The organism is Streptomyces sp. NPDC020379, from assembly GCF_044387105.1.
GTDB lineage: Bacteria > Actinomycetota > Actinomycetes > Streptomycetales > Streptomycetaceae > Streptomyces.
On sequence record NZ_JBIRVR010000002.1, the window covers coordinates 327,590 to 353,115 of the forward strand.

A 25,526-nucleotide genomic window follows, 5' to 3' on the forward strand; every position below is an offset into this window, starting at 1 on the left:
CTTCAGGGAGGCGGCGCTGCGAGGGAGTACGAGGGGGCAGGGCGGGACGGGGAACGGACCGGGGCGCCGTCGTGCGGGCGCCCCGGTCCGCCGCCCGTGGACCCGGAGGTCCACGGGCCCGGCCGAGGTCCGTCCACCTCCGCCGGGTCTCGGGCCGGGCCGTGCCGGGTCAGGCCGGGCCGTGCCGGGCAAGGGGCGTCAGTCGCCTGCCGCGACGCGCGCCAGGCGGCGGGAGGCGTCGCGGGCGCCACGGGCGATGGCGTCCTCGTCGACGGTGGTCAGTCTGCCGTCCTCGACGACGGCCCGGCCGTTGATCAGGGACAGGGTCACGGGCGCGGCGGCGCCGAGGACCAGCGCGGCGACGGGGTCGGCGATGGTCGAGTGCCCGAGTCCGTCGAGCTTCCAGAGCACGAGGTCGGCGAGCTTGCCCGGCTCCAGGGAGCCGGTCTCCTGGGCACGGCCGAGGACTTGGGCGCCGCCGTACGTGCCCATCCGCAGCACCTGACGGACCTTCAGCGCGGTCGCCCCGCCCGCGAGCCGGTGGATCAGCAGGGCGTTGCGGAGCTCGGTGTGCAGTTCCCCGGACTCGTTGGACGCGGTGCCGTCGACGCCCAGGCCGACGGGGACGCCGGCCCGCAGCAGGTCGGGGACGCGGGCCGTGCCGGCCGCGATCCGGGCGTTGGAGGAGGGGCAGTGGCCCACGCCCGTGCCGGTGCGGGCGAAGGCCGCGATGTCGGTGTCGTTCATGTGGACGCAGTGGGCCATCCACACGTCGTCGCCGAGCCAGCCGGTGGACTCGAAGTAGTCGGTGGGCCCCATGCCGAACAGCTCCTTGCAGAACTGCTCCTCCTCGACGGTCTCCGAGCCGTGGGTGTGCAGGCGCACACCCTTGCGGCGGGCCAGCACGGCGGCCTCGCGGAGCAGTTCGGTGGAGACGGAGAAGGGCGAGCAGGGGGCGACGCCGATCCGCAGCATCGAGTCGAAGGCCGGGTCGTGGTAGGTGTCGATGGCCTCCTCGGTCGCGATCAGCGCGGCCTCGGTGGTCTCGACCGCGAAGTCGGGGGGCAGGCCGCCGTCGGACCTGCCGCGGTCCATCGAGCCGCGGGTGGGGCTGAACCGCACCCCCATCTCGCGCGCGGCCCGGATCTCGGCGCCGAGGAGGTCGCCGGAGCCGCGGGGGAAGACGTAGTGGTGGTCCATGGCGGTGGTGACGCCACCGCGGACCATCATCGCGAGGGAGCCCCGCGCGGCGGCGTACACCATCTCCTCGTCGATCCGCGCCCAGGTGGGGTAGAGGGCGACGAGCCAGTCGAAGAGCGCGGAGTCCTGGGCGAGGCCGCGGGTGAGCCACTGGTAGAAGTGGTGGTGGGTGTTGACGAGGCCGGGGGTGACGAGGTGGCCGGTGCCGTCGACGCGGCGGACGACTCCGGTCAGCCCCGCGGGGGCCGGGCCCGGGCCCACGGACTCGATCCTGTTCCCGGCGACGACGACGTGGCCGCTCGGGTGCTCGGTGTCCTGGGCGTCGACGGTGGCGACGGCGCAGTTCTCGATGACGGTCCGCTCGGGTGCGTGCGGTGCTTGCGGTGGTGCGGCCACGGTGATTCCTCGCAGTCGGGTCACGGAAGGTTCGTCAGGTCCACCGGGATGGCGGACTCGGCGCCCTCACGCAGGACGGTCGCCTCGATGAGGCCGTAGGGGCGGTCGGCCGCGAAGTAGACCTCGTTGTCGTTCTTGAGGCCGAACGGTTCGAGGTCCGCCAGGAAGTGGTGCTTGTTCGGGAGCGAGAGGCGGATCTCGTCGATCTCGGGGCGGCGGTCGATGACCCGCGAGCCCATCCGGAAGAGCGTCTGCTGCAGGGAGTAGGAGTACGTCTCGGCGAAGGCGGTCAGCAGGTGTTCCCGGGTGGCCGTGTAACTGCGGTTCCAGTCCGGGGATCGCACCGTGTCGTCGAACCGGGCGTGCCGCCAGCGGGCGTGGACCTGCGTGGCGAGGATCCGGTCACGGGTCTCCTGGAGCGTGGTGTAGCGGTCCTTGACGTAGCCGTGGAACTCGGAGTCGGTGGTGTTGAGCACCACGAGGTCCTTGAGCCCGGAGATCACCTGCCATGAGCGGCCGTCGAAGGTGATCTGCGCGGTGCGGGTCTCCTGGTTCGCGCGGACGAAGGAGTGCCGCCGCTCCCCCGGGGTCTCTATGCGCTCCCAGGCGTACTCCTCCAGCCGGATGCGCGCGGTCCTGACGGCCGGCTGGCTGACGACGAAGTGCCGGGCCAGGTGGACGCCGAACGCCTCGGCCGAGGCTATGCCGCGCTCCTTGGCGAAGGCGAAGACGGTGTTCTTGGTGGTGTCGGTGGTCAGGACGCGGGAGTTGGAGCCCGAGAGGTGGACGTCTTCCATGTCACCGGAGAGCGCGACCGAGACGTTGAGGTCCTTCAGGTGGTGGGTGTCCCCGTCCCGGGTGACCTTCAGGACGCGGGTCTCGGCTTTGCCGTACTGGTTCTGGCCAAGGATGGGCATGGGGGTCGCTAGCTCCCTCGGTAAACGGAATAGCCGAACGGGTTGAGCAGCAGCGGTACGTGATAGTGCTCGCCCGGTGTGACGGCGAAGGCGATCGCCACTTCCGGGAAGAAGGCCGCGCCCCCGTCCCGCTCCCCGGAGCGGGAGAGATAGGGCTCGACGGCGAAGAGGAGCCGCGCCTGGGTGGTGCCGGCCGGCAGCGGGGGGAAGTCCTCGCAGCGCCCGTCGGCGTCGGTCGTCGAGGTGCCGGCCGGCTCCCAGGGGCCGTCGGGCTTCTCCCTGACGGACAGCTCGACGGCGACGCCCTGGGCCGGGCGGCCGATGGTGGTGTCCAGGACGTGGGTGGACACGGTCACCTGGGTCGTCCCGCCGCTCATGGTGGCGCTCCTCCGTCGTCGGGCTCCGGCGTCACGTTCGCCGCCCGCGGCTCTTCCGCGAGCCGGGTCAGCCGGATGCGATTGATCTTGCCGAGTTCTGTGCGCACGATCTCGCGCTCGCGTTCCGGCGGGTTGTCGGTCCTGTTACGGATCGCGTCGTACAGCTGTCCGGCGGTGAGACCGGTGGCGCAGATCAGGAAGACGTGCCCGAACTTCTCCTGGTAGGCGAGATTGCGCGCGAGCATCTCGGCCTGGAGGGCGGCGGGCGCGCCCGCCATGCCCCGCTGTTCGCGGGCGGACACCGGGTCGCCGGGGGTGGGGCGGCCGATGGGCGGGTGGCCGGACATCGCCTCGGCGAGGTCGGCCGGGGTGAGGGCGGCCATGGCGGTGTCGCTGGCGGCGCACAGGGCGGCGGTGTCGGGGTAGGGCCGGTGGGCGAGCAGGGCGCTCGCCCACGTCCGGCTGGCGCAGATCTCGCGGAGCGCCGCGCGGGCCGCGCTGTCCGCCACCTCGTTGAACCGGGCCAGGCCCGGCGTCGGACTCGAAGTCACGGGTGCCTCCGTGGCCGCTTGTCGATGGGCGTGGAAGGGCTGCGCATAGCTAACGCCTCGAAGAACACGGCGTCAACAGTTTGTTGAATTCCGCGGGCCGGCTAATCCGCGCGACGGCCCTCACCCCGGGAGGGGTTCTCCCGGTTCAGGTAGTTGTAAACGGTGAAGCGACTCACGCCCAGCGCCGAGGCCACGGTCTCCACGCCGTGCCGTACGGAGAAGGCACCGCGCGCCTCCAGACCCCGTACCACCGACTGCTTGGTCTTGCGGTCGAGTTCGGAGAGCGGCAGGCCGTGCCGGCGTTCGAGGTCGGCCAGGATGTGGTCGAGGGAGTCGGACAGGTGCGGCAGGCGTACGGCGACGACCGCGCGGCCCTCCCAGGACAGCAGCACGTCGTCACCCAGGGCGCGCTCCGGGTCGACCATCTCGCCGCCCATGGCGTCGACGAGCGGCCGGACGGCCGCGCGGAAGGCGTCGTCCGTCGCGGTCACGAGCCGTCCTCCCCGACCACGTTGAGCTGCAGGGACACCCGCGTGGCACCGGCGCGCAGCGATGCGCGGAGCACCTCGTCCACGGTGGCCAGCACCACCTCGGCGCGGCCCTCGGCGGTGGTGCCGAACGGGCCGACGTCCACGGCGTCGAGGTCGGCTCCCTGGACGACCTCGCGGGCCGCCTCCGCGTGGGGCGGCGCCTCGTCGAGGTCGAAGGGCTCGGTGGTGAACTCCACTCGCAATCGCAGCATGGGCACACGGTAGCGCCGCGACTCCCCTTGACAGCCTTCGCGGCCCGCAGGCACGCTTCCGTTGAGCAGAATTCAAATTCCGCAATACGGAAGCGAGAACCTCTCATGGGTCTTCCGGAGCCGCGCTTCGATGTGAATCTGTCGATCCTCTTCACCGAACTCCCCCTCCTGGAGCGGCCCGCCGCGGCGGCCGCGGCGGGCTTCTCGGCGGTCGAGCTGTGGTGGCCCTGGCCGGACCGCCCCGTGCCGGACAAGCGCGAACTCGACGCCCTGCGCGGCGCGTTGCGCGACGCCGGGACGCAGCTCGTCGGCCTGAACTTCTTCGCCGGGCAGTTGCCCGGCCCCGACCGGGGCGCGCTCTCGATCCCCGGCCCGGCCTCCGACGGCTTCCGCGCGAACCTCGACGCCGCCGCCGACTTCGCGGCCTCGCTCGGCTGTACGGCGCTCAACGCCCTCTACGGCAACCGCGTCCAGGGCGTCGACCCCCGCACGCAGGACGCGCTGGCCCTGGAGAACCTCGTGCGCGCGGCGCGCGCCGCGGACCGGGTGGGGGCGGTGCTCCTGATCGAGGCGCTCAACGCGGTGGAGTCACCGCTCTACCCCCTCACCGGCGCGGCGAAGGCGGTCGCGCTGGTCGAGGCCGTGAACGCGGCGAGCGGCCTGGGCAACGCGCGCTTCCTGATGGACCTCTACCACCTGGCGATGGGCGGCGAGGACCTGCGCGCCGTGATCGACGAGCACACCGCCGTGACCGGCCACGTCCAGATCGCGGACGCGCCGGGGCGCGGGGCGCCCGGCTCCGGAGCGCTCGACTTCCCGGAGCTGCTGGGGCACTTGGGGAAGGCGGGTTACGACGGGTGGGTGGGGCTGGAGTACGCGGCGCCGCACGCCGAGGCGTTCGGCTGGCTGGAGGACTTCCGCCTCGGCGCGGAATGAGCACCGGGCCCGCACTCCGTACACCCCCCGCACCCCGCGCCCGTGCGCACCGCACCGACACCCGCACCCGCACAACCACCTTGAAAGGAAGGACCCCGATGCCCACCCCCCGGATCGCCTGGATAGGACTCGGGATCATGGGATCCCCCATGGCCGAGAACCTGGTCAAGGCCGGATACCACGTCACCGGCCACACCCTGGAGCAGCACAAGCTCGACCGGCTCGCCGCGGCCGGCGGCACCCCCGCCGCCTCCGTCGCGGAGGCGGTCCGGGGTGCCGACGTCGTCGTCACGATGCTCCCCGCCGACCCCCAGCTGGAGGCGGTCGCCCTCGGCGAGGACGGGGTGCTCGCGCACGCCGCGCCCGGCACGCTGCTGATCGACATGTCGACCGTCGCGCCGAGCACCTCCGTCGCCCTGGCCGAAGCAGCCGCCGCGCGGGACATCCGCGTGCTGGACGCGCCCGTGTCCGGCGGTGAGGCGGGGGCCGTCGAAGGAGTGCTCTCGATCATGGTCGGCGGGGAGCGCGCCGACTTCGACCTGGCCGCGCCGCTGTTCCGCGCGCTCGGCACGACGGTCGTCCACTGCGGGACGCACGGCAGCGGCCAGACCGTGAAGGCCGCCAACCAGCTGGTCGTCGCGGTCAACATCCAGGTCTGCGCGGAAGCGGTGGTCTTCCTGGAGAAGTCGGGCGTGGACCTCGGCGCGGCGCTGGAGGTGCTGGGCGGCGGGCTCGCCGGTTCGGCCGTGCTGGAGCGCAAGCGGCACAACTTCCTCGCCCACGACTTCGCCCCCGGCTTCCGCATCGACCTGCACCACAAGGACATGGGCATCGTCACCGAGGCGGCCCGCGCCGTCGGCGCCGCCCTCCCGCTCGGCGCGGTGGCCGCGACGCTGGTCGCCGCGGCGCGGGCGCAGGGCGACGGCGCCCTGGACCACTCCGCCCTGCTGCGCGGCGTCGAGCGGCTCTCGGGGGTGGCCTCATGAGCGACCGGTCCACAGGAAGGCGCGTGCCCGCCATGGAGGCGGCCGTACGGATCATGAAGGACGAGGGCGTCGACATCGCGTTCGGCTGCCCCGGGGCGGCGATCCTGCCGCTGTACAAGGCGATGCACACCGTGGGCGGCATCGAGCACTTGATCGTCCGTCATGAAGAGGGCGCGACGCACATGGCCGACGGCTGGGCCCGTACCAACGGCCGGGCCGGTGTCGCGCTCGCCACCTCGGGCCCCGGGGCGACGAACCTGGTCACCGGGCTCTACACCGCGTTCGCCGACTCCGTCCCCATGGTGTGCGTGACCGGGCAGGCGGTGTCGGCCAAGCTGCACCAGGAGGCGTTCCAGGCGGTCGACATCGTGGAGATCGTCCGGCCGGTCACCAAGTGGGCCGTGCAGATCAAGGAGGCCGCACAGATCCCCTGGGTGTTCCGGGAAGCCTTCCGCGTCGCGCGCGAGGGCCGCCCCGGGCCGGTGCTGATCGACATCCCGCTCGACATCGCGGGGCGCGAGATCTCCTACGACCCCGCGCTCGACGCCCGGCTGCCGGTCCCCGCCGTGGCCCCGCACCCGCCCCGCGTCGAGGCCGCCCTCGACCTGCTGCTGGCCGCCGAGCGGCCGCTGGTGCTGGCGGGCGGCGGGGTGATCCTCGCGGAGGCGTCGGCCGCGCTGCGGGAGCTGGTGGAGTTCCTGCGGGTGCCCTTCCAGGTGACGCTGATGGGCAAGGGCGCCATCGAGGACGACCACGAGCTGCACATGGGCACGACCGGCATCCAGACCTCGCAGCGCTACGCCAACGCCTCCTTCCTGGAGGCGGACTTCGTGCTCGCGGTCGGCGCCCGCTTCGGCGACCGGCACACCGGCGCGGACCTCGGTGTCTACCGCGGCGAGCGGACGTTCGTCCACGTGGACATCGAACCCACCCAGCTGGGCAGGGTCTTCGAGCCGGATCTCGGCATCGTCTCCGACGCCGGCCTGTTCCTCACCGCCCTGCTGGACGCCGCGCGGGCCCGCGGCGCACGGCCGGACATCGCGCCATGGGCCGAGCGCTGCCGGGAGCTCAAGCGGACGCTGGTGCGCCGGGAGGACTTCACGAGCACGCCGGTCAAGGCGCCCCGGGTCTACAAGGAGATCAACGAGATCTTCGGGCCCGACACGTATTTCGTCACCGCCATCGGCCTCTACCAGATCTGGGGCGGCCAGCACCAGAAGTCCCATCTGCCGCGCCGCTATCAGGTGTGCGGGCAGGCGGGCCCGCTGGGCTGGGAGATCCCGGCGGCGATCGGCGTGAAGAAGGCGCTCCAGGGCCAGGGCAGGGGCGATACCGAGGTCGTCGGCATCGTGGGCGACTACAGCTTCCAGTACATGGTCGAGGAGCTGGCGGTCGCCGCGCAGTACGACGTCCCGTTCGTCCTGATCATGCTGAACAACGAGTACCTGGGCCTGATCCGCCAGGCGTCGATCGGCTACGGCATGAACTACCAGGTCGACATCCACTACGACGAGACGGGCACCGACAACGTCAAGCTGATGGAGGCGTACGGCTGTTCAGGGCGCCGCGTCGTGGATCCGGGCGACATCCGCACGGCGGTGGAGTGGGCGCGCAAGGAGGCCGTGTCGACGTCCCGCCCGGTGCTGGTGGAGATCCTCATCGAACGCGAGGCGAACACACCGCACGGCCCGGACATCGATTCGGTAAGGGAGTTCGAGCCGCTTCGTTGAACCGGGCGCGCCGGACCGGCACGCGACGGCGCCTCGCGCCTCCCCATGCGGGCAAGGACACCATTCACGCCCCCGGCGCGCCCTCATCGTGGACGATGGGCCCGTACTCACACACCCACGGACCCGTTGCTGGAGCCGAGAAAATGGCCAAGAGCGTGCCGGTTCACTGCCCGACATGCCGTCGGGAGCACTCCTTCACCCCGCCCACCTTCCCCTGCGCGTGCGGGGCACCGCTCACCCTGCCCGTCCTGTCCGACGCCTCACCCGAGTTACTGGTGCACCGCACCTGGCGCGACTCCTGGGTGGCGGTCCGCTGCCCCGCCTGCGACCGCCAGGACCAGTGGCCCCGCCCGGAGTTCGGGTGTTCCTGCGGCACCGTGGTGCGGCTGCCCGTCGAGCCTGCGCGCGGCCCGGCCGACGGGCCGCGGGCGCTGCGGCCCGCCTTCCGCCCGGTGGCCATCCGTACCGCCGAGGACGCCGTCGTGGCGGCCGAGCGGTATCTGACGTGGCTGGGCTTCACGGCCGTGACCCGGCCGGGGGACCCCGCCGGGTCGGGGGTCGACCTGCGGGCCGAGGGGCTGGTCGCCCGGGTCGACCCGACCACCCTGCCGACCTCGCTGCGCGCGGTCGAGTGTCTGTGGCTGCACGGCCTGACCGACGCGGCGACCGGCACCTTCTTCTCCCTCGCGGGATACGAGCGCGACGCGAGATCGCGCGCCGAGGAGCTCCGACTCCCGCTGTTCGTCATGGATCTGACGGGCACTCCGCAACCACTGAACGGAGCGGCCGATGAACTGGTCGAGCGGGGCCCGTCCTGACCACGCGGGCCCCGGCCCGCCCCGCCAACCTCAATTCTTCCTCTGAACCGGAGCCCCGGCATGGCATGCCGGCCCCCTCCGGGCACAGACTTGCTGCGGGCCCGCGACATGGACGGGGGATCGCGGGCCCCTCCAGCCGTCTCAGCTCGCGCGGGCGGCGGTCAGCCCGCTCGTCGCGGCCCGCTCCCTCAGCTCCACCTTGCGGACCTTGCCGCTGACCGTCATGGGGAAGGACTCCAGGATCCACAGCTGCCGCGGGATCTTGTAGTGCGCGAGGCGGCCCCGGCAGTAGCGGGCGAGCTCGTCGCGGCTGAGGGACGCGGCGGGGTCGCGGAGGACGACGCAGGCCATGATCTCCTCGCCGTACTTCTCGTCCGGGACCCCGATGACCTGCACATCGGCGATCTTGGGGTGGGAGTGCAGGAACTCCTCGATCTCCCGGGGGTAGACGTTCTCCCCACCCCTGATGATCATGTCCTTGATGCGGCCGACGATCCGTACGTAGCCGTCCTCGTCCATCACCGCGAGGTCACCGGTGTGCATCCAGCCGTCGGCGTCGACGGCCTCGGCCGTGCGCTCGGGCTCGTCCCAGTAGCCGAGCATCACCGAATAGCCGCGGGTGCACAGCTCGCCCGCCTCGCCGCACGCGAGCGTGGCGCCGCCGTCCGGATCGATGATCTTGACCTGGAGGTGCGGCAGGACCCGGCCCACGGTCCCGGTGCGCCGCTCGACCGGGTCGTCCGCCCGGGTCTGGGTGGAGACCGGTGAGGTCTCCGTCATGCCGTAGCAGATGGCCACCTCGGCCATGTGCATCTCCGTCATGACCCGCTTCATCACCTCTTCCGGGCACGGTGAGCCGGCCATGATGCCGGTGCGCAGCGAGGAGAGGTCGTAGGTGGCGAAGTCGGGGAGGTTCAGCTCGGCGATGAACATGGTGGGGACGCCGTAGAGGGAGGTGCAGCGTTCCCGCTCGACCGCGTGCAGGGTGGCGACGGGGTCGAAGGAGCGCGCCGGGATGACGACGCAGGAGCCGTGGGTGGTGGCCGCGAGGTTGCCCATGACCATGCCGAAGCAGTGGTAGAAGGGCACGGGCACGGCGATCCGGTCGGCCTCGGTGTAGCCGGCCGACTCCCCCACGAAGTAGCCGTTGTTGAGGATGTTGTGGTGGGAGAGCGTGGCGCCTTTGGGGAAGCCGGTGGTGCCGGAGGTGTACTGGATGTTCACCGGGTCGTAGCAGCCGAGCTGCGCCTCCCGCTCGGCGAGCCGCCCGGGCGCCACCCGCTCGCCCAGGCGGATCATGCCGTCCCAGGTTGGGTCGTCGATGTAGACGACGTCGCGCAGCGCCGGGCAGTCGGCGCGGACCTGCTCGACCATGCGGCGGTAGTCGCTGGTCTTGTGCCGGGTGGCGGAGACGAGCACGCCGATGCCGGCCTGCCGCAGCACGAAGCCCAGTTCGTGGACGCGGTAGGCGGGGTTGACGTTGACCATGACGGCGCCGATCCGGGCGGTGGCGAACTGCACCATCACCCACTCCGGGCAGTTGACGGCCCAGAGCCCGACCCGGTCCCCTTTCGCCACCCCCTTGGCGAGCAGGCCCAGCGCGACCTCCTCGACGGCCCGGCCGAACTCCGCGTAGGTCCAGCGACGGCCGCTCGGGACGTCGACGAGCGCCTCGCGGTCACCGAAGCGTTCGATGGTGAAGGCCAGGTCGGCGCCGATGGTGTCGTCGATCAACGGGACGGAGGTGCTGCCGGCCGCGTACGCGGGTGTGGTCACCGGTGGTCTTCCTCTCGGTATTCGTCTCCGCCGCCCCGTGCGGTGCGCTCGCGCAGCTCGATGCGGCGGATCTTGCCGGACACGGTCTTCGGCAGCTCGGCGAACTCCAGCCGCCGTACGCGCTTGTAGGGGGCGAGAGTGGCCCGCGAGTGCGCGAAGAGGGCCTTCGCGGTGCCGGGGCCGGGTTCCCAGCCCTCCGCGAGCACGATGTACGCCTTGGGCACGGCGAGCCGCAGCGGGTCGGGGGCGGGGACGACCGCGGCCTCCGCGACGGCCTCGTGCTCGAGGAGCGCGCTCTCCAGCTCGAAGGGGGAGATCTTGTAGTCACTGGACTTGAACACGTCGTCTTGATCAAGTTCCCGATCTTCGCTAATGAGCAGGCGGGGGTCGACACGCCCCTCGATCCTCAGCGGAGGCAGCACTACATGTTCCCGCACAGGCTTCCCTGGAACGCCTGCCAGCGCCTCCATCAGTTCCTCCCACAGGCCGCTCTTCACCCATCGTTGCCAGATGCTCGCTACGTCGCCGTAAGGCACGTCCTTCCACGGACACCCAGTCCGCGCCTTCAGCAGCACGGCGTCAAGAAGGGCGCGCGGATCCTTCGGCTTACGTCCCCTCCGTGCGTTGTAGATCGGCTCGACCAGGGCCCACGCCGCATCAGTAAGTACTGGTACGACACGATCTCGCTCGCGGAACCATTTAGTGATGCCGTCATCATGGCGGGTAGCACGTGGCACCTCACCAAGGATGGTTACCCGCAAATCCAACAGATCAATAATGTCCTCCTGCTGGAGGACATCCATATTGTGGATCTTCGTACGCGCTACTACAGCCAGCGCCTCAAGATCTCTGGCCCTGGCTAGCGTGCCTTGCGCTTCCGATTGCCACGCACGGGCTTCGCTCCTCAGCTTTTCGAGGCTGTCAAGCTCCTCAGTGAGACTGAACGATGCCCTCTCCACAGCTTCGGCGATGGCTTTCTTATCCATCTTCTTGCGGGCAGCGCGACGGGCGGCAGAAGCCTCGGTTGCTTCAATAGCGGCTTCCAGCTCTTCTATCTGCTCGCCCAGTTCCTGGATACGCGCCCCATAGTCAACGTCACTACTCTTGACCATGTCGGCCCAGTCTCCCGCCATTTGATTCAGGCGGTCCGGATCCTCCAACATTTCGCAGATCGCTGACCAGACACGACTTTCCAGAGTCTCAGCGTCGATTTGAGCGCAGTCACATTTCTGACGTACTCCGCCCTTGTCCTTCTCGTGGCTCTTGCCCGTGCATCGGTAGACTCGCTTGCCCGCTCTCCCGGTGTTACTTACCCCGGTGAAGTGGGCTTCGCACAAGCCGATAACGTGGCCGCTGAGGGGATGCACGTTGTTCTCGGCAGTGCGCGGTCCCCGAGACGTCCTCTCAAGCGCTAGGTTCAGAAGCTTCAATTCCACGTCACTGAAGACGGGGTCTAGTTTGATCTCTACGGTGTCGCCGAAGGTCGGCTTGCCGGAAGCGTCCATGCGGGTTCTTGGACTATTAGGATCACGGAATATGACACGCGCTTCCTGAACTGCCCGAGTGGTTAGCACTTGGCGTACGGATCCACGACGCCAGTACTCCAACTGGGGTCCGCACTTCCCCTCTATATTGAATAGATCTTCGACTTCGCTTGGGTTCTTCCCTTGTTCCACAAGTAGGGTAAACATCCGCCTCAGCATGGGAAATGACTCGTCGCCATCACCGGTGTCGAGTACGAGACGACTTTCGCCTACTTTCCCCTTGTCCTCTATTCGGTACCCATAGGGCGCGGGCCCACCTATGTGTCCACCAAATTCCGCCTTCTCCTGACGACCGCCCTGGGTACGGTCTCTGATCGTGACGCGCTCGTCTTCTGCACGATCCGCTTCCTTGCGCATTCGGGAGCGTCCGGCTTCTGTCGTGTTGTCGTAATCGCCCTTCACGATGGAGACGAAGATCCCGAGGTCCTCCAGCTGCCACACCCATGGCCAGAAGGCTCTGTCACGCCGACCGATGGCCCGTTCTTCTGCGACTACCACGACATCGAAGGGGCGTGGGGTCTGTCGCGCCGCCTCCATCAGCTTCTTGAGATCCGGCCGTTGCGTGTGGTCCAGGCTTCCGCTGAAGCCCTCATCGGCGTAGGTGCCGACGTGCTGCCAGCCCTTCGCCCCGATGTGTCGGGCTGTCCGCTTACCCGTATACGAGATCCCGTAGCCTTTTTTCTGCTCCTCGGTTGACACCCTTAGGTAGTCAACAGCACGCAGGATCGCTACCCCAGATGCAACATCGATGGCGGATATGAGAGTCTTGCTCATGTCAGTCTCGTCTCCTAACACGCAGACTGGCGCTCCCGACCCCGGTAGCGTGCCCTCGCTGCCGGGGTCGTCTTGTACATGCGATCTTACGTCCAACTCCACCCACACCCCCAGTAGTTAGGCAGCGATCTCCTCATCCGGACGACTGCCGGGGAGGAACAGGTGCTCCAGCAGCCGTCGGTAGGCGCCGGGATCAGCAAGCGCGGCTGGGTGCCACTCGACGATGACTTCAGGGGCCGTCTCGGCTTCTTCGGTCCAAGCTTCGTGTTGGTGCAGCGCCACTACGTTGGATGCCTCTTGGTCAGCCACCGCGTACTCCCGTGAACTAGGTCTGTGAACTGGATCAGCACAGGCGATCACGGGAGCAACGCGGATGTCTCGGACAGTAGTTGATCCCCAGCGTCACGACATGGCAAAGGCGCTCAGGACATTGACGAAGGCCCCCGGTTTGTGCCGGGGGCCTTCTGAGCGTCAGGTGACGATTGTGCCGTCTCCCTCGCAAGTGGTGCACTGGTCCATCTCCGGCCAGCGCCCTCGGCAGTGTGGGCAAGGCCGCTCAACGAGTTCGTCGCTCTCGTGAGTGGCATTCCAAGCTGTCGTGGCTGTCGCGTACTTACTCGTTATGCTGCGTCCTCAATGATCTCTGCGTCCACGATGTCTTTCTGCTGATGTGTTTCGGCGGGAGCTGCCAGGGCCTTGGGCTGGGTGTCGTCCTCGCGGCCGAAGAGCCGGGAGATCAAGCCGGTCTGGGCTTCGCCCTTCTGGGATGCCTTGATGGAGATGGAGACCGAAGTCTCGTCTGACTTGCGCTTGTTGATGATTTTCTTGTGGAGGCTGTTCATCAATTCAGTGAGCAGTGGGTCCGGTTCACCTCCCCTCTGACGCGACTGTTCCCAGAGTTCAACTACAAGAGTGGTTTCCATCTTGAGGAGCGTGGCTTCGACGTCCGCGAGCTGCTCTTTGGTCCGTACTTCCTGGGGTACGACGGGGCGCCATTCGGCGTGAGGAGTTACTTCCCCGTGCCGCTCTTCCAGGGCATGCGTATCAACTGTCTGGGGGGTCAGATCCGTGTTTTCTGGAGTTGGCGTTTCCACGGGCGTACTTACTCCCCTGTTCGTGGTGTTGAGCTTGTACATGTAACGCGACCAGGCGCAGATGGAGAGCCGGAGAACTTCAGTTGAGTCGTCGGCGTCGATGAGGTCGGTATCAAACCCTGCATCGCGGAACTCCTGGCGATGGCGTGCTCGCGCACGGTCCTTCATCTTCTTGGGGTATCGGCGTAGTTCACCGCCAGAGAACCAAATGGTCTCCCCGAACTGACTTGGCGACAGCCAGCTGGTACTCGTCACCCCATAGAACGGGACACGCTGCATGACTTCGGGCTTGGTGATGCCCAGGCCGAAGAAGCGGACATCGTTCTCCCGGAGGATGCTCTTGAGCCGCCCCGCGAGACGGTCGTCGAGCGCATCCTTGGGGATCGCCACATTGCGCCACTCAGCGCTGAGCTTGCCGAGGTTCTGGCCGGGGTGCCAGACGGCGACTGCCTTGTCCTTGTGGTCGGCCATCCATGTGCGCCAGCGGAGCTTCTGCTCCTCCCCCAAGTTCTCCGCGTCGAGCTCCGTGAAGAAGGCAATGCGGTCGATGTTCGGCTCTACGAGGTTGGTGTAGTACGCCTCAGCTAGGTCCCGCAGCTCATCGGCGGGCAATTCGTTGTCGAGGCTGTAGGCGCCGGAGTCGAGGAGGATGCTGGCTCTGTCATCGAACTGCTCGTCCAGCTTCAGGGGCTTGTCGAGCTTGCGGCGCTTGCGCAGTCCGGCGTAGGAGAGTGCGACGTCGGCATGGCCTTCGGCAGCCAGCAGGCGCCTATACGTGGGGAATTCCGTACCCGCGAGAAAGAGCTTCACAGGGGGTCCGCCGTCCGCCGGGTGTCGCTGGCGTAGGCGTCGGCCTGAGCTTCCATCTCTTCGATGAGCGAGTCCCAGGGGCGCAGGTTTCCGTCGTAGTCGGGTCGCCATTCAGGTTTGGCGAAGTGGGGGAGCGTGAGTGTGGCTGTCGGGTAGCCGAGGGCGAGGAGTTCCGCCGTTATCCGGGGGTCGGGTTCCACGACCAGGTCGACCTTTATTCCGGCTCCGGTGAGCTGGCCGACGGCGTCGAGGCGGATTTGGGTGGTGTCGCGCCATTCGTTGGGCTTGCGGTTGTGGACGGTGCGCATGTGGAGGTCGAGGCCGTTGTGTGCAAGCCAGCGGTTGGTGCGCCATGCGTCGGTGGAGTCGCTGATGAGGTAGAGGCTGTGCTGGCTGCCGAGTGCCTGGTACAGGGCTTTTCCTGCGGGGATGGCCCCGTCGTTCTCTGTGTTCCGGAGGACTCCTTCGATGGTGATGGCGATATTCATCGGGTTCCCCAGAGTGCTGCGTTGATGAGTGCCTGCTGTGCGTCGGCGATGGGCTGGCCGTAGAGCTGGGTGTCGGTGAGTTCCTGGGCTGTGGCTCCGATGCCCTTGATCTCGCGGAGTGCCGTGGTGATGCCGCGTTCCTTGGCCGACTGCCAGCGGAAGTTGTCGAAGTCGCCGTAGCCGTCGCCGTTCGGGCTGAATGCCTGATGGCGGCCGAGGTGGATGGAGTCGTAGAGCTGGGCCGCGTTGGCGATGACCTTCTTGAGGTGCGTCGCGGTTGTCATCCATCCGGGAGAACCCTTGGCAACTGCGGCGAGTTGCTGCTGAAGGTCTCGGTATCGGTCGATGAGATGGCGGGCCTGGCGCTCGTCCTGGTCAGCGGCCTCGGTGTACTCAGTCGGGTAGAGATTCCTTGGGTCTTCGGGGAGCTCAGGGGGCTGGATGGTCCACTGATTCTTGGTGAGACTGTAGGCGGCGTAGGGGCGAATGGCGGTGATGTCCTTGGTGCCTCGTGCCGCGTTCCAGTAGAAGGTGACTTCGTAGTCGCGGTTACCGATTTTGGTGTGTGCAGTTTCGGGCCATAGGCTTGCCCGCATGCTCGCGTTCGTCATGTCGGCGACCTCTTCTGAGGTAAGCCCCTTGTATTTGGGGTTGTCATAGACGAACTTCGCGAAGTCGATGCCGATAAGCACATCCAGGTCGCCGTTTCCACGGTCGGCTGCCCATTGATAGGAGATGCCTGATCCGGCGAGCCACACCTCTGCCCAATCGTCGAACCCCTTGTACCGATCGAAGAAGTTGCGGACGGTGGTGAGAATCCAGTCCCGGACATCAGGCTTGATGTGGTCGCCGTCGAACAGGTTGGGGTCGAGCTCCCGGGAGGGCTCGGAGAAGTATCCGCTGCCCCCGTGAATGGGATCGGGTATGTCCGTGAGGGATTCGCTGAGGCGCTCGTAGAAAGCGTTGGGGCCACTCATAGCTGCGACGCTATGAGTGGCCTCAGTTGAAGTGTTAGTGCGCCATTCCTTTGGTTCGGAAGCCGTTCTTCATGGAGGTGTGAGTTGATTCCGACAGCAGGTACTGCTCGTGGCCCTCCGAGGGCTTTTGGTTCCCCGAACCCGCTTGCCCTGTCCCGAGTCCCTGGTATGGTCCTGCTCACGCAGCAGTCGGATCAGCCCACGCCCGGTCGAGGCCGGGATCGGAGGACGGACTGTGGCAGGCCCGCCCGGACCTGCCCTGCGCCCTATCTGTGACCACACCCCGTTGCTGCGGGGATCGTCATGGACGGCGAGGGGAGCATCCGGGGCGGTCACCCTGACCCTTGCTATTTCGCCTAGAGCTCGCCGCCGCAATATCGCTGTGCGCCCGGCCGCCAGGCGGAAGATTGGCTGATGCCACCATGAGCACAACCTTGCACGGCTCGTCCTTCCTGGACACCTCTCAGTTCGTCCTGCCACCTGTGCCTGCGAAGGCTGACGCGGTGCGCAAGTTGGCTCGTCGCCTGGTCACCGAGGTCTCCATGGGCGAGCAGGCTGCTGACGTCCTAGCCCTCGCCGCCACCGACCCCAATGTGGTACGGACCGCGCTGGATTCGCGGCTCCCTGGCCTGAGCGGCGGGTCTGGGGTTCACCTGCTGGCGGTACCCACTCGGGTGTGGACCCCGTGGGTCACTCCCGCTGCCGACGAGATGGTCCGCCACGGCGACCGCAAGAAGCTTCCGGCCTTCGACCCGTCGATCCCGAGCATTCCTCACGCCGAGGAAAGCGTGGATGGTGCAGTGGTGACATGGCCTTCCCGGGCTGAGCGTGACTTCCATCTGGAGGACAACAGGCAGTTGTACGCGTCCGACCCGCACAGTGACCGGCTGCACCTTTTCCCGAAAAAAGGTGGAGTGATCACGCCACTAGTACTGTTGCCGCAGGTTGAGCGCTTCGCAGACGGAACTGACCCGCTGTGCTCACTGCGGATCATCGACGGTGCCCGACGGTATTACGAAGCTCTGCACCTTCTGGAACGGCATTCTAAGACGGAGCCGGGCGTCCTCGCGAAGGCATACGGGGACCAGGTCACGCCCGAGGTTTTCAGGGAGGCTGTGTTCGGCCGGAATGTGCTGGCGCTCAGGAAGCTGGTATCGGCCGTGCGCAGTGCCGTCGCTCGGGTCGAGGAGCAGCGGGGTGAGTCGGCGAGCTGGCAGCAGACGACAGCGGAGTGTTTCCTCGCATCGGTTCTGTCGTTGCCCGCGTATGTCGTGGTCGGGACTGTGGATGTCACGTCCGGTCGCGTCTACCCACTCGGTTCTGGCCAGGCTGGTCCGACGGGTGGGGCGGTGTGGGCGTCACGGGCAGCCGTGCTTCCCTGGCACAGCGGTAGCCCTGCCGAGGTCGTGGCCACGGGGAAGAAGACCTACGGTGGGTTGCCTCTGCCGGAAGCCCTCGTCGACGAGGAGTTCATCGCGACGGTGCGTAGGCGCTTGCTCGCCCGTCAACTGCCCGAGGAGGTCGTTGACTACGGGATGGGTGATACCGAAGGTGGGCGGGCTGCTGCACAACTCGTCTGGTGGTGCAGGGCTGTTGTTGAGTTGGGGGGTATGGGTGTGGAGCCTGCGACAGCGGTTGCCGGGTTCGCGATGCACTCCGGCTCGACGTGGCGGGATCATCTCGCCACTGGGCTGATGGACGTAGCCGCCCACATCATCGGCACGGTCAGAGATATCCCGTTTCCGCCTGCCGACTACAGGGAGATCGGCTCGCGGCCGGACTCGCTGATCACGCTCGTGGACGATGCACAGAACCTGGCTGCTGTCGCCGGGCTGTCCAAGGGGTCGGATGGGACGTTGCTCGTACATCCGCGCTGGGGAACGGCAGAGTCGATCGCGCTGGCTCACCTCGCGCTGACGGGAGCCTTGCCGCTCTCCCGTTCCCGGGACGAGCTGATCAGCCCCTACCTGCTCCGGCACATGTACCTACTGTCCAAGATCGCATTGGCGTGGTCGGCCGGGACGGCTCCCGTCATGGTGGATGCGCAGGGCAAGACGATCGTCCAGGACGGCCAGCCGATCCTGGTGGACGCTCAGTCCATGGCCGGGGCCGGTCAGCTCGCACCAACGGCAGAGCTTCCCCGGCAGTGGCTTCTGCCGCCTGCCGTTGTGATGCACGATCTTCCCGAAGTGACGCATGCCTTCCTGTTGCGCCACGAAGTCATCTTCACCGTCCCGGCCAATCCGTTGACGGCTGTGCCAAGGAACGTTGAGGACGTGGCGGCGGTAATCCGTCGTTGGTTCCCCGGAGCCACTGCTCTGGTCATGACGGACTGGCACGACCTGCTGATCACCGGAGTCATGGTCGGCAGCGTGTACGTCAGGCTCTTCGACCGGTCGTACGAACGGCACGCCGCCCGTCAGAAGGGCAACCCGTACCCGGAAGGAAAGCCGATGGGCACTAAGGATGTTCTGGAGTTCGAGAACGCAAATTCTGGCCTCCCGTCTGGGGTGCTGATCGGCGCCAGCGGGGTGCATTTCGCTGTGCAGGAAGACGGAGCAGCGCCCTTCGACGACGTCCTTGCCGTCATGCACGACGAGCTGGACGATCAGATCATCAACGAGGCCGACGCGGCGTTCCGGGAGTTGCTGTCCGAGCAGGGGTTCACCCGTGACATCCCGGTTCTGCTGCTGCCCGTCCTGGAGGCTCCGCGATGACGCACACGATCGACGTGTCGGCTCTTGCAGCCGACACGTCCTTCGTCGACCACTTGGAGCAGCTTCTGCACTACTTGGTCGATCACGACAACCGGTTGCCCACCGACGAGACGGAGCTGGCCTGGTGGCTGGCCGAGATGTGGCAGCTTCCCAAGGACGATCCTCGGCACCAAGCTGTGGCGCTGATCCATTGTGTCCCCGGTGCCCGGCGGGCCGGGTACTCCTTCCTCAAGACCTGGTCCACCACTCTGGGTCGGCTCGGCACGATCGACTACCACCAGCGCGCTGGCTTGGAGATCAAGCCGGGGTCTACTGCTGCAAAGGATACGGGTGTCTGGCGCAGTCAGTACCATTCCGGGTCGCTGAACGTGGTGCTCGAAGTGCTCCTGCGTAGGCGGGACTTTGACTTCGACGGGCCGCTTCCTAAGAGCGCGAAAAGGACAGTCGATCACCAACGCGGCATGAGGATCATCCGCAAGCTCATTGAGCAGGGTGTGTCCGTTCACGAGCTTCCCGAGAGCGTGGATGATTTCCCGGTGCGCTCGTGGTGGGCCAAGAAGCGTCTCGAATACAACTCCCCCGGCATGAAGGAGAGGCAGCGCCGTGAGCTTGAGGGCCTGGGCGTTGATCTGCGTACGGACAAGGAGATCGCTAAGGAGGCCCGTGCAGCCGCAGCGGTAATTACTCAGGAGCTGAAAGAGGAGGCGAAGCGCGCCCGTAAGGCACAGCGGCGCGCGTGGCAGCTCGCCTCGCGGCGTGGCGTTGACGATGTGGGGCCGGTGCTGGATGCCATCCGGGCGTTTACTGATCAGCACGGTCACACCGCGATCCCTGTCGGTGCGATAACTGAGGAGGGGGTCGAGTTCGGTCGCATCGTTGACCAGTGGCGGCGTGCGTACGCCCTGGGGCGCCTGGACGGGTCCCTGCGCCGGACGTTGGAGGGCATTGTGGAGTGGGCCTGGAGGCGAACGCCGACCTCTCCGAGAATCGCGAGGCCCGCTCCCGTGGCGATCCCAGAGGACACTACGCAGATGCGGCAGACCGGCTTGAGGCAGTTCTTGCCGAGCGACTGATCCGAGAATGAAGGGGGCGGACTCAATTGTGAGTCCGCCCCCTGTCAGGCCCACCCGAGCCGCTGCCGTTAGGGTGGCGACCCCACGAACGTGCCCTGCTTAGTCGCGAGGCCGCCGATAGGTATAGGTGGTGAGCCGATCTCCGTGGGTGATGTACTCCCCGTACTCGATGACCGCGCCTTCAGCGTCGAGGAGCGAGTTGTACCCCACGAGCAGTGCGGCTGGGCGCACGGTGATGCCGAGCAGTTCGGCTTCCTCATCGGTGGCTAGGCTGGCTCCGACGAGATCCTGCCCGTCCTCCCAGGACCAGCCGGTTTTGTCTTCGATGGCCTTGGGGGTGCCGCCGATGATGCGCTCGGGCCGGAGAAGTTCTGGCACGCGTTCGGCGAGCTCAGCTGCGAACCATGAGATGGAGGCCGACGCGGGGGCGTCGTCCTCGGTGTAGGTCACCCGCTGGCGCCGGATGGCGTCCTGGCCCTCTTCAATGCCGAGAGCCAATGCCGCGTTCGTCGAGGCGGGCGCTAGACCGGCGGACAGGATCTTGGCGTAGTGGCCGGGTGGGTAGATGCGGCCCGTGGTCTGCGCCGTCTGGAAGCGCTCGGCTGGTGAGTGGTGCAGGGTCGCGCGGGCCGCGACGACGGTCCCGGAGCCCTGCTTGGAGATGACCAGCTTCTCGTGGCGCAGTTCGTTGAGAACCTTCGCGGCGGTGGCCCGCGCGATGCCCCAGTCTGCGGCGAGCTGGCGTTCCGACGGGACGGTATCGCCTTCGGCCAGTTGGCCGCTGACGATCTGTTCGCGCAGGTGGGTGAGCACCTGCATGTATGCCGGGAGTGAACGTTCGATCTCGGGAGACAACTTGACGCTCCTTCAGAGATGTGCACTAGGCCACGGGGAGCGTAGCGCAATATACGCACGCTGGCATGTGGCCTAGTGCAGGACCACTCTCTACGGTGGCTTGTGGCATAGGCCACACCACAACGCGGGAGGTGCACGATGAGGGTCTTGGTCACCGGAGTCGCTGGATACCTGGGATCGGTGCTTTGTCAGCAGTTGCTGGCGGACGGGTACGAGGTGGTTGGGCTGGACAGCCTGCGCCGGAGCGGGGAGGGCGTGTTGGGCGCCTATCCCACCGGCCGTTTCCGACTCCTGGCTGGAGACATCCGCGACCGGCAGACGGTCAAGAGGGCAGTGGACGGCGTGCAGGCAGTTGTTCACCTGGCCGCAATCGTGGGAGACCCAGCCTGCGCTGCGGAGCCGGTCCTGGCCCAGGAGGTCAACCTCGACGCCACGGTGCTGTTGCACCGCAGCGCCATCGAGTTCGGCGTGGAGCGTTTCGTCTTCGCTTCTACCTGCTCGGTGTACGGACGAGTTCAGGGAGACGATCTCGCCGACGAAACCTACGTCCTGGAGCCGCTGTCGCTGTACGCCACTGCCAAGGTAGAGGCGGAGAGGCGGCTTCTCACCACGCCGGGCACGGCGGTGACGGTGCTGCGCAACGGAACCTTATTCGGGCTCGCTCCGGCGATGCGCTACGACCTGGTGGCGAACCTGTTCGCCCGGCAGGCCGCTCTGGGCAAGACGCTCACCGTGATGGAGCCGCAGGCGTGGCGGCCGATGACCCACGTCGCCGACGCGGCCAGCGCGGTCCGCGCAGTCCTGCGGACCCCGGCAGTCAACAGCGCAGGAATCCTCAACGTCGTCGGGACGAACATCACCATCAGCGATCTCGCCGAGCAGATCGCCACGGCATGCGGCGGCGCGAAGATCGAGACCGCCGAGACCTCGGCGGACCGCCGCGACTACCGCGCCGACGGCGCACGGCTCCGTGCAGCCACCGGGTGGCTGCCGCGTTGGTCTCCAGGGGAGGGCGCGGCGCAGATCGCCGACGCTGTACGTCACGGGATCACGGGGGAGGCCGACCATGTCCGCGCGTGACATTCCGTGGTGCGTCCCGGACCTGTCCGGGCGTGAGGTCGAGTACGTCACCGATGCCGTGGCCTCCGGCCACATCGGTCCTGCTGGCCCCTATCTTGAACGCCTGGAACGACAGGTTGCCGAGGTGAGCGACGCTGCCTGTGCGGTCACTACCTGCTGCGGCACCGATGCCCTGCATCTCGCGCTGCTCCTCGCAGGTGTCCGGCCGGGCGACGAGGTGGTCGTGCCCGCGCTCACGTTCGTCGCCACGGCCAACGCTGTCCGGCACCTGGGAGCGTATCCCGTCGTCGTGGACATCGACCCCGAGTACTGGCAGATCGATCCCTGCGCCGTCGCGGCGTTCCTGACCGGGTGCGAGCAGCGGCGGGGGCGTGTCATCAACCCCGCGAGCGGTCGACGGGTCGCAGCAGTCGTCCCTGTGCATCTGCTGGGGCACCCCGCGCCGCTCGCCGAGTTGGACGAGCTCGCTCAGGACTCTGGGATAGCCGTGGTGGCCGACGGAGCGCAGGGGCTGGGAGCCACCTATCGGGGATGCGGCATCGCCAGTGGCGGGGTGCTGACCTCGCTGTCGTTCAACGCGAACAAGATCATCACGACCGGGGGTGGAGGCGCTGTTCTGACCGGCGATCCCGATCTCGCGGCTCGGGCCCGCTACCTCGGAGCGCAGGCAGCCTCGGGGACGTACCAGCATGACGAGGTCGGGCACAACTGGCGGATGAGCAACGTCTCGGCAGCGATCGGCTGTGCCCAGGTTGAGCGACTGGCAGACCTCGTCGCGGCCAAGCGGCGCATCCACGACGCGTACAGCGAGGCGCTGGTGAATGTCCCGGGGGTGTCCCAGCCGGGTTGCGCGCCGTGGGCCACGACGACGCGGTGGTTCGCGCCGCTGGCCGTGGACCCGGCAACGGCTGGTATCGACGCCGCTGAGCTGCGGGCTCATCTGGCCTCCAAGGGAGTCTCGGCGGGGCCGGTCTGGACTCCCCTGCATCAGACTCGCGCTCACGCGGGTTGCGCTCCTGCGCCCTGTCCAGTGGCCGAGCGGCTGGGCCGAGCTGTGCTCCAGTTGCCGTGCTCTCCCGGCATGACGGAGGACGAGGTATCCCGGACCATCAACGCCGTCCGTACAGGCGTACGAGACGCGGCCCGGGGTTCAGCATTCCGTGGCATTCGAGCGCGGGCATCGGTCCTGCGGCCGTAGACTCCGCTTCCGTACCACGTAGGGCCGACAGCTCTGGTGCTGTCGGCCCTCGCTGTTATCGCACGCCCGGGAGACCGCCACGTGGACCGTCCGCATTCCGTGTCCGACGACGCCGCATGGGCGGCAGCCGCCAGCGACGGAGATCTGGAGGCGGTCCTGTCGGCCGCCGACGATGCCGATCTCGTCATGCGGACGCTGCCTGTACGTGTCACCCCGGCTGCGCGGGCCGTCCCTGATGACACGTGTGAGGTCACGCTGTTGGGGGCGCTCGGGTGCCGGTACGGCATGCTGTCCGGCGGGGCCGGGGGGCTCCTGGTCCGGACGGCTGGAGGTGCGCTGATCATGGACCCCGGTCCTGCGGCTCTGACTCGCCTGCTGAAGCTGGCGGCCGAGGGCGAGTTCGATTTCGCTGAGGTTGCGGGGATCGTTGTCACGCACCTGCATCCGGACCACTACGCCGACCTCATCCCCTGCTTGGAAGGGGTGGCCATGGCGAGTGGGCGCCCGCCCCTGGTCCTGGTGAATCCCACCGCTGCCGAGCGGTTCGCGGCGTTCTCTCCGTATCACCAGTCGATGGGTACGTGGATCGTCCTCGCGCATCCCGAGACCGAGGGCGACGGCGAGCCCTGTGTGAAGGTCACAGACATGACGGTGCATGCCACACCGGCGCTGCATCTGGAGGAGGCAGGCCGTAGCCACAGCGCGATTGGGCTTGTGCTGGAGACAGCGGCAGGCCACATCTGGTACTCGTCGGACACCAACTTGTGGCCCGGTCTGCTCGATGCTGTGGCCGCCATCGCCCCGCGCCCCCGGCTGGTCATCGTCCACGGCGATGCCGCCCTCCTGCATGCCGACGACGAGCGACGGGCCGCCTGTCACCTGGGGATGCGCGACCTCCCTGTGATCGCCCGCCAACTCGCTCCTGAGATGTTGCTAGTTCAGCACTACGACGCAGCGTATTCCTCGTCGCATTACCGCCAGGCCCATGCAGAGTGGGTGCGTCGCAGGACTTCAGGCGATGTGCGGGTAGTCCCTGGCTATGACGGCCAGCGCATTGTCGTGTCGGTGAGCGGAAGCGCGAGCGTCGCCGTCCGGGGCTAGATCCTCAGCGACTTGGCGAGAGCTTCAGTTTGCATCTGCTGCTGGACCATCTGGCCGACGGCCATCATCTTTTGCTGAACCAGGGCTGAGATCTGCATGGCCTTAATGTCCTCCTGGACGACGTAGGAGGCCGTACGGATGTCGGTGAATGAGGCTGGCCGTTCGACGGCCGGAGGGTTGTTGAGGTCAGTGCTCACCGATACCGAGCCGTCCACGTCCACAACGACGAGGAAAGCCGTCTGCGCCTTCGCCGGTTCAGTCGATGCGGCCTTGAGGTTGCCGAGGTCGAGGGTCATGCCTTCTTTCCGTTCTTCTTGGCCTTGTCGCGCTGGTGGCGGAGGCGGACGTTCTCTGCGCGGGAGACGACCTTGAGGTTGGAGGGCCGGTTGTCGTTCTTGTCGCCGTTCTTGTGGTCAACGGTTTCATCGGGCTTGAGCTTGCGTCCGATCCGCTTCTCTGCGACGAGGATGTGGGTGTAGGTGACCTTGCCTGTCTTGGGGTCGCGGACGGACTGGTAGCCCTTCTCAGTATGGGCGATATCTCTCTTCGTGCCACGTTTCCCCGAGAGAATTGCCTCTCCCTTGGTCTGTTTCTTCGTTGAGGTCATCATCAGTCCTTCTTCTCTGGCCAATGCCAGGTACCACCATGAGTCGCCGTCTCGTCCTGGAGACAGTCACGGTTGAACTCAATGCCCTCTGGGCGGAGGATTGCCAGCCCGACGCGGACGGTGTCATCTTCATCTCTGGTCTGCTCGATGACAGTGACAATGGCGGCGCAGCAGGTGCCTCTAGGAGTTCCGTAAGAGCGGAGGTGGACGATTGTCCCAACGGTGGGTGTTGGCATCCTCAGTCCTTCGGTGCGGTCTTATCAAAGTGGTGCTGGCGTACGGCGTTGGCGACAGGGCAGAAATCGCACAGGTATCGGTCCTTCGGCGACCGGTACTTGGGGAGTCCGGCGGCTTTGCGTTCCTTGGCGGTGCCGGGTGTGAGCCGTGCCTTGGAGCTCTTCCAGTCGGAGCAGTCCAGGTTGCGGTGGTGGCGCTTGAAGCAGGCCATGGCGTCGTCCTGGAATGTGGCCTTGGTGTTATAAAAGTCGGTGCCGAGGCCGTCGCTGCCGCCCTTGGCCAGGCTGTCGTTGATCTTCTTGACGATCTCGTCCTTGTAGTGCGCCTTCTCCCAGTACCGCTTCGGCACCTTCATCAGCTGGCCGCGATGCCGGACACCGTCAGGGAACTCGTGGCGGTTGACAAGGTTCTCAAGGAGGAAGTCTTCGCGCGGACTTCCTTCGTGGTCCGGGAGCTCCTCGATCGTGTGGCAGTTATGGCAGAGCAGTACCCGGATGTTCTCTTCTGTCACAGACCTTTTCCTTAATTGGCTGTCGGCTCGC

At 67.3% G+C, this 25,526-nt stretch carries 24 protein-coding genes and 2 pseudogenes; 9 read left to right on the top strand and 17 right to left on the bottom strand.

The features are described 5' to 3' along the window. Nucleotides 1–198: 198 nt before the first annotated feature. The 6 genes from ACH427_RS03935 to ACH427_RS03960 form a co-directional block, all read right to left on the bottom strand. Nucleotides 199–1,596 carry an 8-oxoguanine deaminase gene (locus ACH427_RS03935; protein ID WP_398867766.1) on the bottom strand — a complete coding sequence of 466 codons (1,398 nt, stop codon included), beginning with the start codon at nt 1,594–1,596 and terminating at the stop codon, nt 199–201. A gap of 20 nt (nt 1,597–1,616) precedes the next feature. Continuing rightward, nucleotides 1,617–2,513, bottom strand: a complete 897-nt coding sequence (pucL, locus tag ACH427_RS03940; RefSeq protein ID WP_398867767.1) for a factor-independent urate hydroxylase — start codon at nt 2,511–2,513, stop codon at nt 1,617–1,619. A gap of 8 nt (nt 2,514–2,521) precedes the next feature. Then, nucleotides 2,522–2,890, bottom strand: a complete 369-nt coding sequence (gene uraH / locus ACH427_RS03945; RefSeq protein WP_398867768.1) for a hydroxyisourate hydrolase — start codon at nt 2,888–2,890, stop codon at nt 2,522–2,524. Then, a complete protein-coding gene (gene uraD, locus ACH427_RS03950; protein ID WP_398867769.1) occupies nt 2,887–3,441 on the bottom strand; it encodes a 2-oxo-4-hydroxy-4-carboxy-5-ureidoimidazoline decarboxylase in 555 nt (184 codons plus the stop codon). Before uraD ends, uraH begins: the two co-directional genes overlap by 4 nt. A 101-nt stretch (nt 3,442–3,542) precedes the next feature. Then, complete coding sequence (locus ACH427_RS03955; RefSeq protein ID WP_398867959.1) at nt 3,543–3,878, bottom strand: helix-turn-helix domain-containing protein; 336 nt, start codon at nt 3,876–3,878, stop codon at nt 3,543–3,545. Between the two features lie 50 nt (nt 3,879–3,928). Then, nucleotides 3,929–4,180, bottom strand: a complete 252-nt coding sequence (locus ACH427_RS03960; protein WP_398867960.1) for a thiamine-binding protein — start codon at nt 4,178–4,180, stop codon at nt 3,929–3,931. Nucleotides 4,181–4,288: 108 nt separating this feature from the next. Here ACH427_RS03960 and ACH427_RS03965 point away from each other — a divergent pair, with 108 nt between their 5' ends. The 4 genes from ACH427_RS03965 (at nt 4,289) to ACH427_RS03980 (ending at nt 8,653) form a co-directional block, all read left to right on the top strand. Next, on the top strand, nt 4,289–5,119 hold the full coding sequence (locus ACH427_RS03965; protein WP_398867770.1) for a TIM barrel protein: 831 nt from the start codon (nt 4,289–4,291) through the stop codon (nt 5,117–5,119). A 98-nt stretch (nt 5,120–5,217) separates the two neighbouring features. Then, nucleotides 5,218–6,105: a 2-hydroxy-3-oxopropionate reductase gene (locus ACH427_RS03970; protein ID WP_398867771.1), complete on the top strand. Its 888-nt coding sequence runs from the start codon at nt 5,218–5,220 to the stop codon at nt 6,103–6,105. 32 nt (nt 6,106–6,137) lie between these two features. Next, complete coding sequence (gcl, locus tag ACH427_RS03975; protein WP_398867961.1) at nt 6,138–7,835, top strand: glyoxylate carboligase; 1,698 nt, start codon at nt 6,138–6,140, stop codon at nt 7,833–7,835. A 143-nt stretch (nt 7,836–7,978) separates the two neighbouring features. Further along, nucleotides 7,979–8,653, top strand: a complete 675-nt coding sequence (locus tag ACH427_RS03980; RefSeq protein ID WP_398867772.1) for a hypothetical protein — start codon at nt 7,979–7,981, stop codon at nt 8,651–8,653. Between the two features lie 141 nt (nt 8,654–8,794). Here ACH427_RS03980 and ACH427_RS03985 read toward each other — a convergent pair whose 3' ends face one another. From ACH427_RS03985 to ACH427_RS04015, 7 genes and pseudogenes are all read right to left on the bottom strand, one after another. Then, a complete protein-coding gene (locus tag ACH427_RS03985) occupies nt 8,795–10,429 on the bottom strand; it encodes an AMP-binding protein (RefSeq protein WP_398867773.1) in 1,635 nt (544 codons plus the stop codon). Beyond that, nucleotides 10,426–10,776: pseudogene (locus tag ACH427_RS03990) on the bottom strand (AMP-dependent synthetase); the annotation flags it as partial. The pseudogene ACH427_RS03990 and the gene ACH427_RS03985, both read right to left, overlap by 4 nt. Before the next feature lie 132 nt (nt 10,777–10,908). Further along, a pseudogene (locus tag ACH427_RS03995) lies at nt 10,909–12,747 on the bottom strand (recombinase family protein); the annotation flags it as partial. Nucleotides 12,748–12,864: 117 nt separating this feature from the next. Beyond that, a complete protein-coding gene (locus ACH427_RS04000; protein ID WP_398867775.1) occupies nt 12,865–13,056 on the bottom strand; it encodes a hypothetical protein in 192 nt (63 codons plus the stop codon). A gap of 311 nt (nt 13,057–13,367) precedes the next feature. Then, the gene (locus ACH427_RS04005) at nt 13,368–14,651 is read right to left on the bottom strand and encodes a hypothetical protein (RefSeq protein ID WP_398867776.1); all 1,284 of its coding nucleotides are present in this window, start codon (nt 14,649–14,651) and stop codon (nt 13,368–13,370) included. Beyond that, nucleotides 14,648–15,139: a hypothetical protein gene (locus ACH427_RS04010; protein ID WP_398867777.1), complete on the bottom strand. Its 492-nt coding sequence runs from the start codon at nt 15,137–15,139 to the stop codon at nt 14,648–14,650. Before ACH427_RS04010 ends, ACH427_RS04005 begins: the two co-directional genes overlap by 4 nt. Beyond that, complete coding sequence (locus tag ACH427_RS04015) at nt 15,136–16,116, bottom strand: hypothetical protein (RefSeq protein WP_398867778.1); 981 nt, start codon at nt 16,114–16,116, stop codon at nt 15,136–15,138. The genes ACH427_RS04010 and ACH427_RS04015 overlap by 4 nt, the downstream gene beginning before the upstream one ends. 422 nt (nt 16,117–16,538) lie before the next feature. On the opposite strand from ACH427_RS04015, the gene ACH427_RS04020 reads away from it, so the two are divergent. Continuing rightward, nucleotides 16,539–18,833 carry a hypothetical protein gene (locus ACH427_RS04020; RefSeq protein WP_398867779.1) on the top strand — a complete coding sequence of 765 codons (2,295 nt, stop codon included), beginning with the start codon at nt 16,539–16,541 and terminating at the stop codon, nt 18,831–18,833. Beyond that, a complete protein-coding gene (locus tag ACH427_RS04025) occupies nt 18,830–19,906 on the top strand; it encodes a helicase associated domain-containing protein (protein WP_398867780.1) in 1,077 nt (358 codons plus the stop codon). The genes ACH427_RS04020 and ACH427_RS04025 overlap by 4 nt, the downstream gene beginning before the upstream one ends. Nucleotides 19,907–20,005: 99 nt before the next feature. On the opposite strand, the gene ACH427_RS04030 is transcribed toward ACH427_RS04025, so the two are convergent. Continuing rightward, nucleotides 20,006–20,761, bottom strand: a complete 756-nt coding sequence (locus ACH427_RS04030) for a GntR family transcriptional regulator (RefSeq protein ID WP_398867781.1) — start codon at nt 20,759–20,761, stop codon at nt 20,006–20,008. Nucleotides 20,762–20,908: 147 nt separating this feature from the next. Here ACH427_RS04030 and ACH427_RS04035 point away from each other — a divergent pair, with 147 nt between their 5' ends. From ACH427_RS04035 to ACH427_RS04045, 3 genes are all read left to right on the top strand, one after another. Continuing rightward, on the top strand, nt 20,909–21,841 hold the full coding sequence (locus tag ACH427_RS04035) for an NAD-dependent epimerase/dehydratase family protein (RefSeq protein WP_398867782.1): 933 nt from the start codon (nt 20,909–20,911) through the stop codon (nt 21,839–21,841). Beyond that, nucleotides 21,828–23,039 (top strand): aminotransferase class I/II-fold pyridoxal phosphate-dependent enzyme, encoded by a 1,212-nt coding sequence (locus ACH427_RS04040; protein WP_398867783.1) that lies wholly within the window; start codon nt 21,828–21,830, stop codon nt 23,037–23,039. Before ACH427_RS04035 ends, ACH427_RS04040 begins: the two co-directional genes overlap by 14 nt. A gap of 99 nt (nt 23,040–23,138) precedes the next feature. Then, nucleotides 23,139–24,140, top strand: a complete 1,002-nt coding sequence (locus tag ACH427_RS04045) for an MBL fold metallo-hydrolase (protein WP_398867784.1) — start codon at nt 23,139–23,141, stop codon at nt 24,138–24,140. Here ACH427_RS04045 and ACH427_RS04050 read toward each other — a convergent pair. The 3 genes from ACH427_RS04050 to ACH427_RS04060 form a co-directional block, all read right to left on the bottom strand. After that, complete coding sequence (locus tag ACH427_RS04050) at nt 24,137–24,436, bottom strand: hypothetical protein (protein WP_398867785.1); 300 nt, start codon at nt 24,434–24,436, stop codon at nt 24,137–24,139. The genes ACH427_RS04045 and ACH427_RS04050 overlap by 4 nt on opposite strands. Continuing rightward, on the bottom strand, nt 24,433–24,750 hold the full coding sequence (locus tag ACH427_RS04055; protein ID WP_398867786.1) for an HNH endonuclease signature motif containing protein: 318 nt from the start codon (nt 24,748–24,750) through the stop codon (nt 24,433–24,435). The genes ACH427_RS04050 and ACH427_RS04055 overlap by 4 nt, the downstream gene beginning before the upstream one ends. A gap of 235 nt (nt 24,751–24,985) precedes the next feature. Further along, nucleotides 24,986–25,495: a hypothetical protein gene (locus ACH427_RS04060; protein WP_398867787.1), complete on the bottom strand. Its 510-nt coding sequence runs from the start codon at nt 25,493–25,495 to the stop codon at nt 24,986–24,988. Nucleotides 25,496–25,526 lie beyond the last annotated feature (31 nt).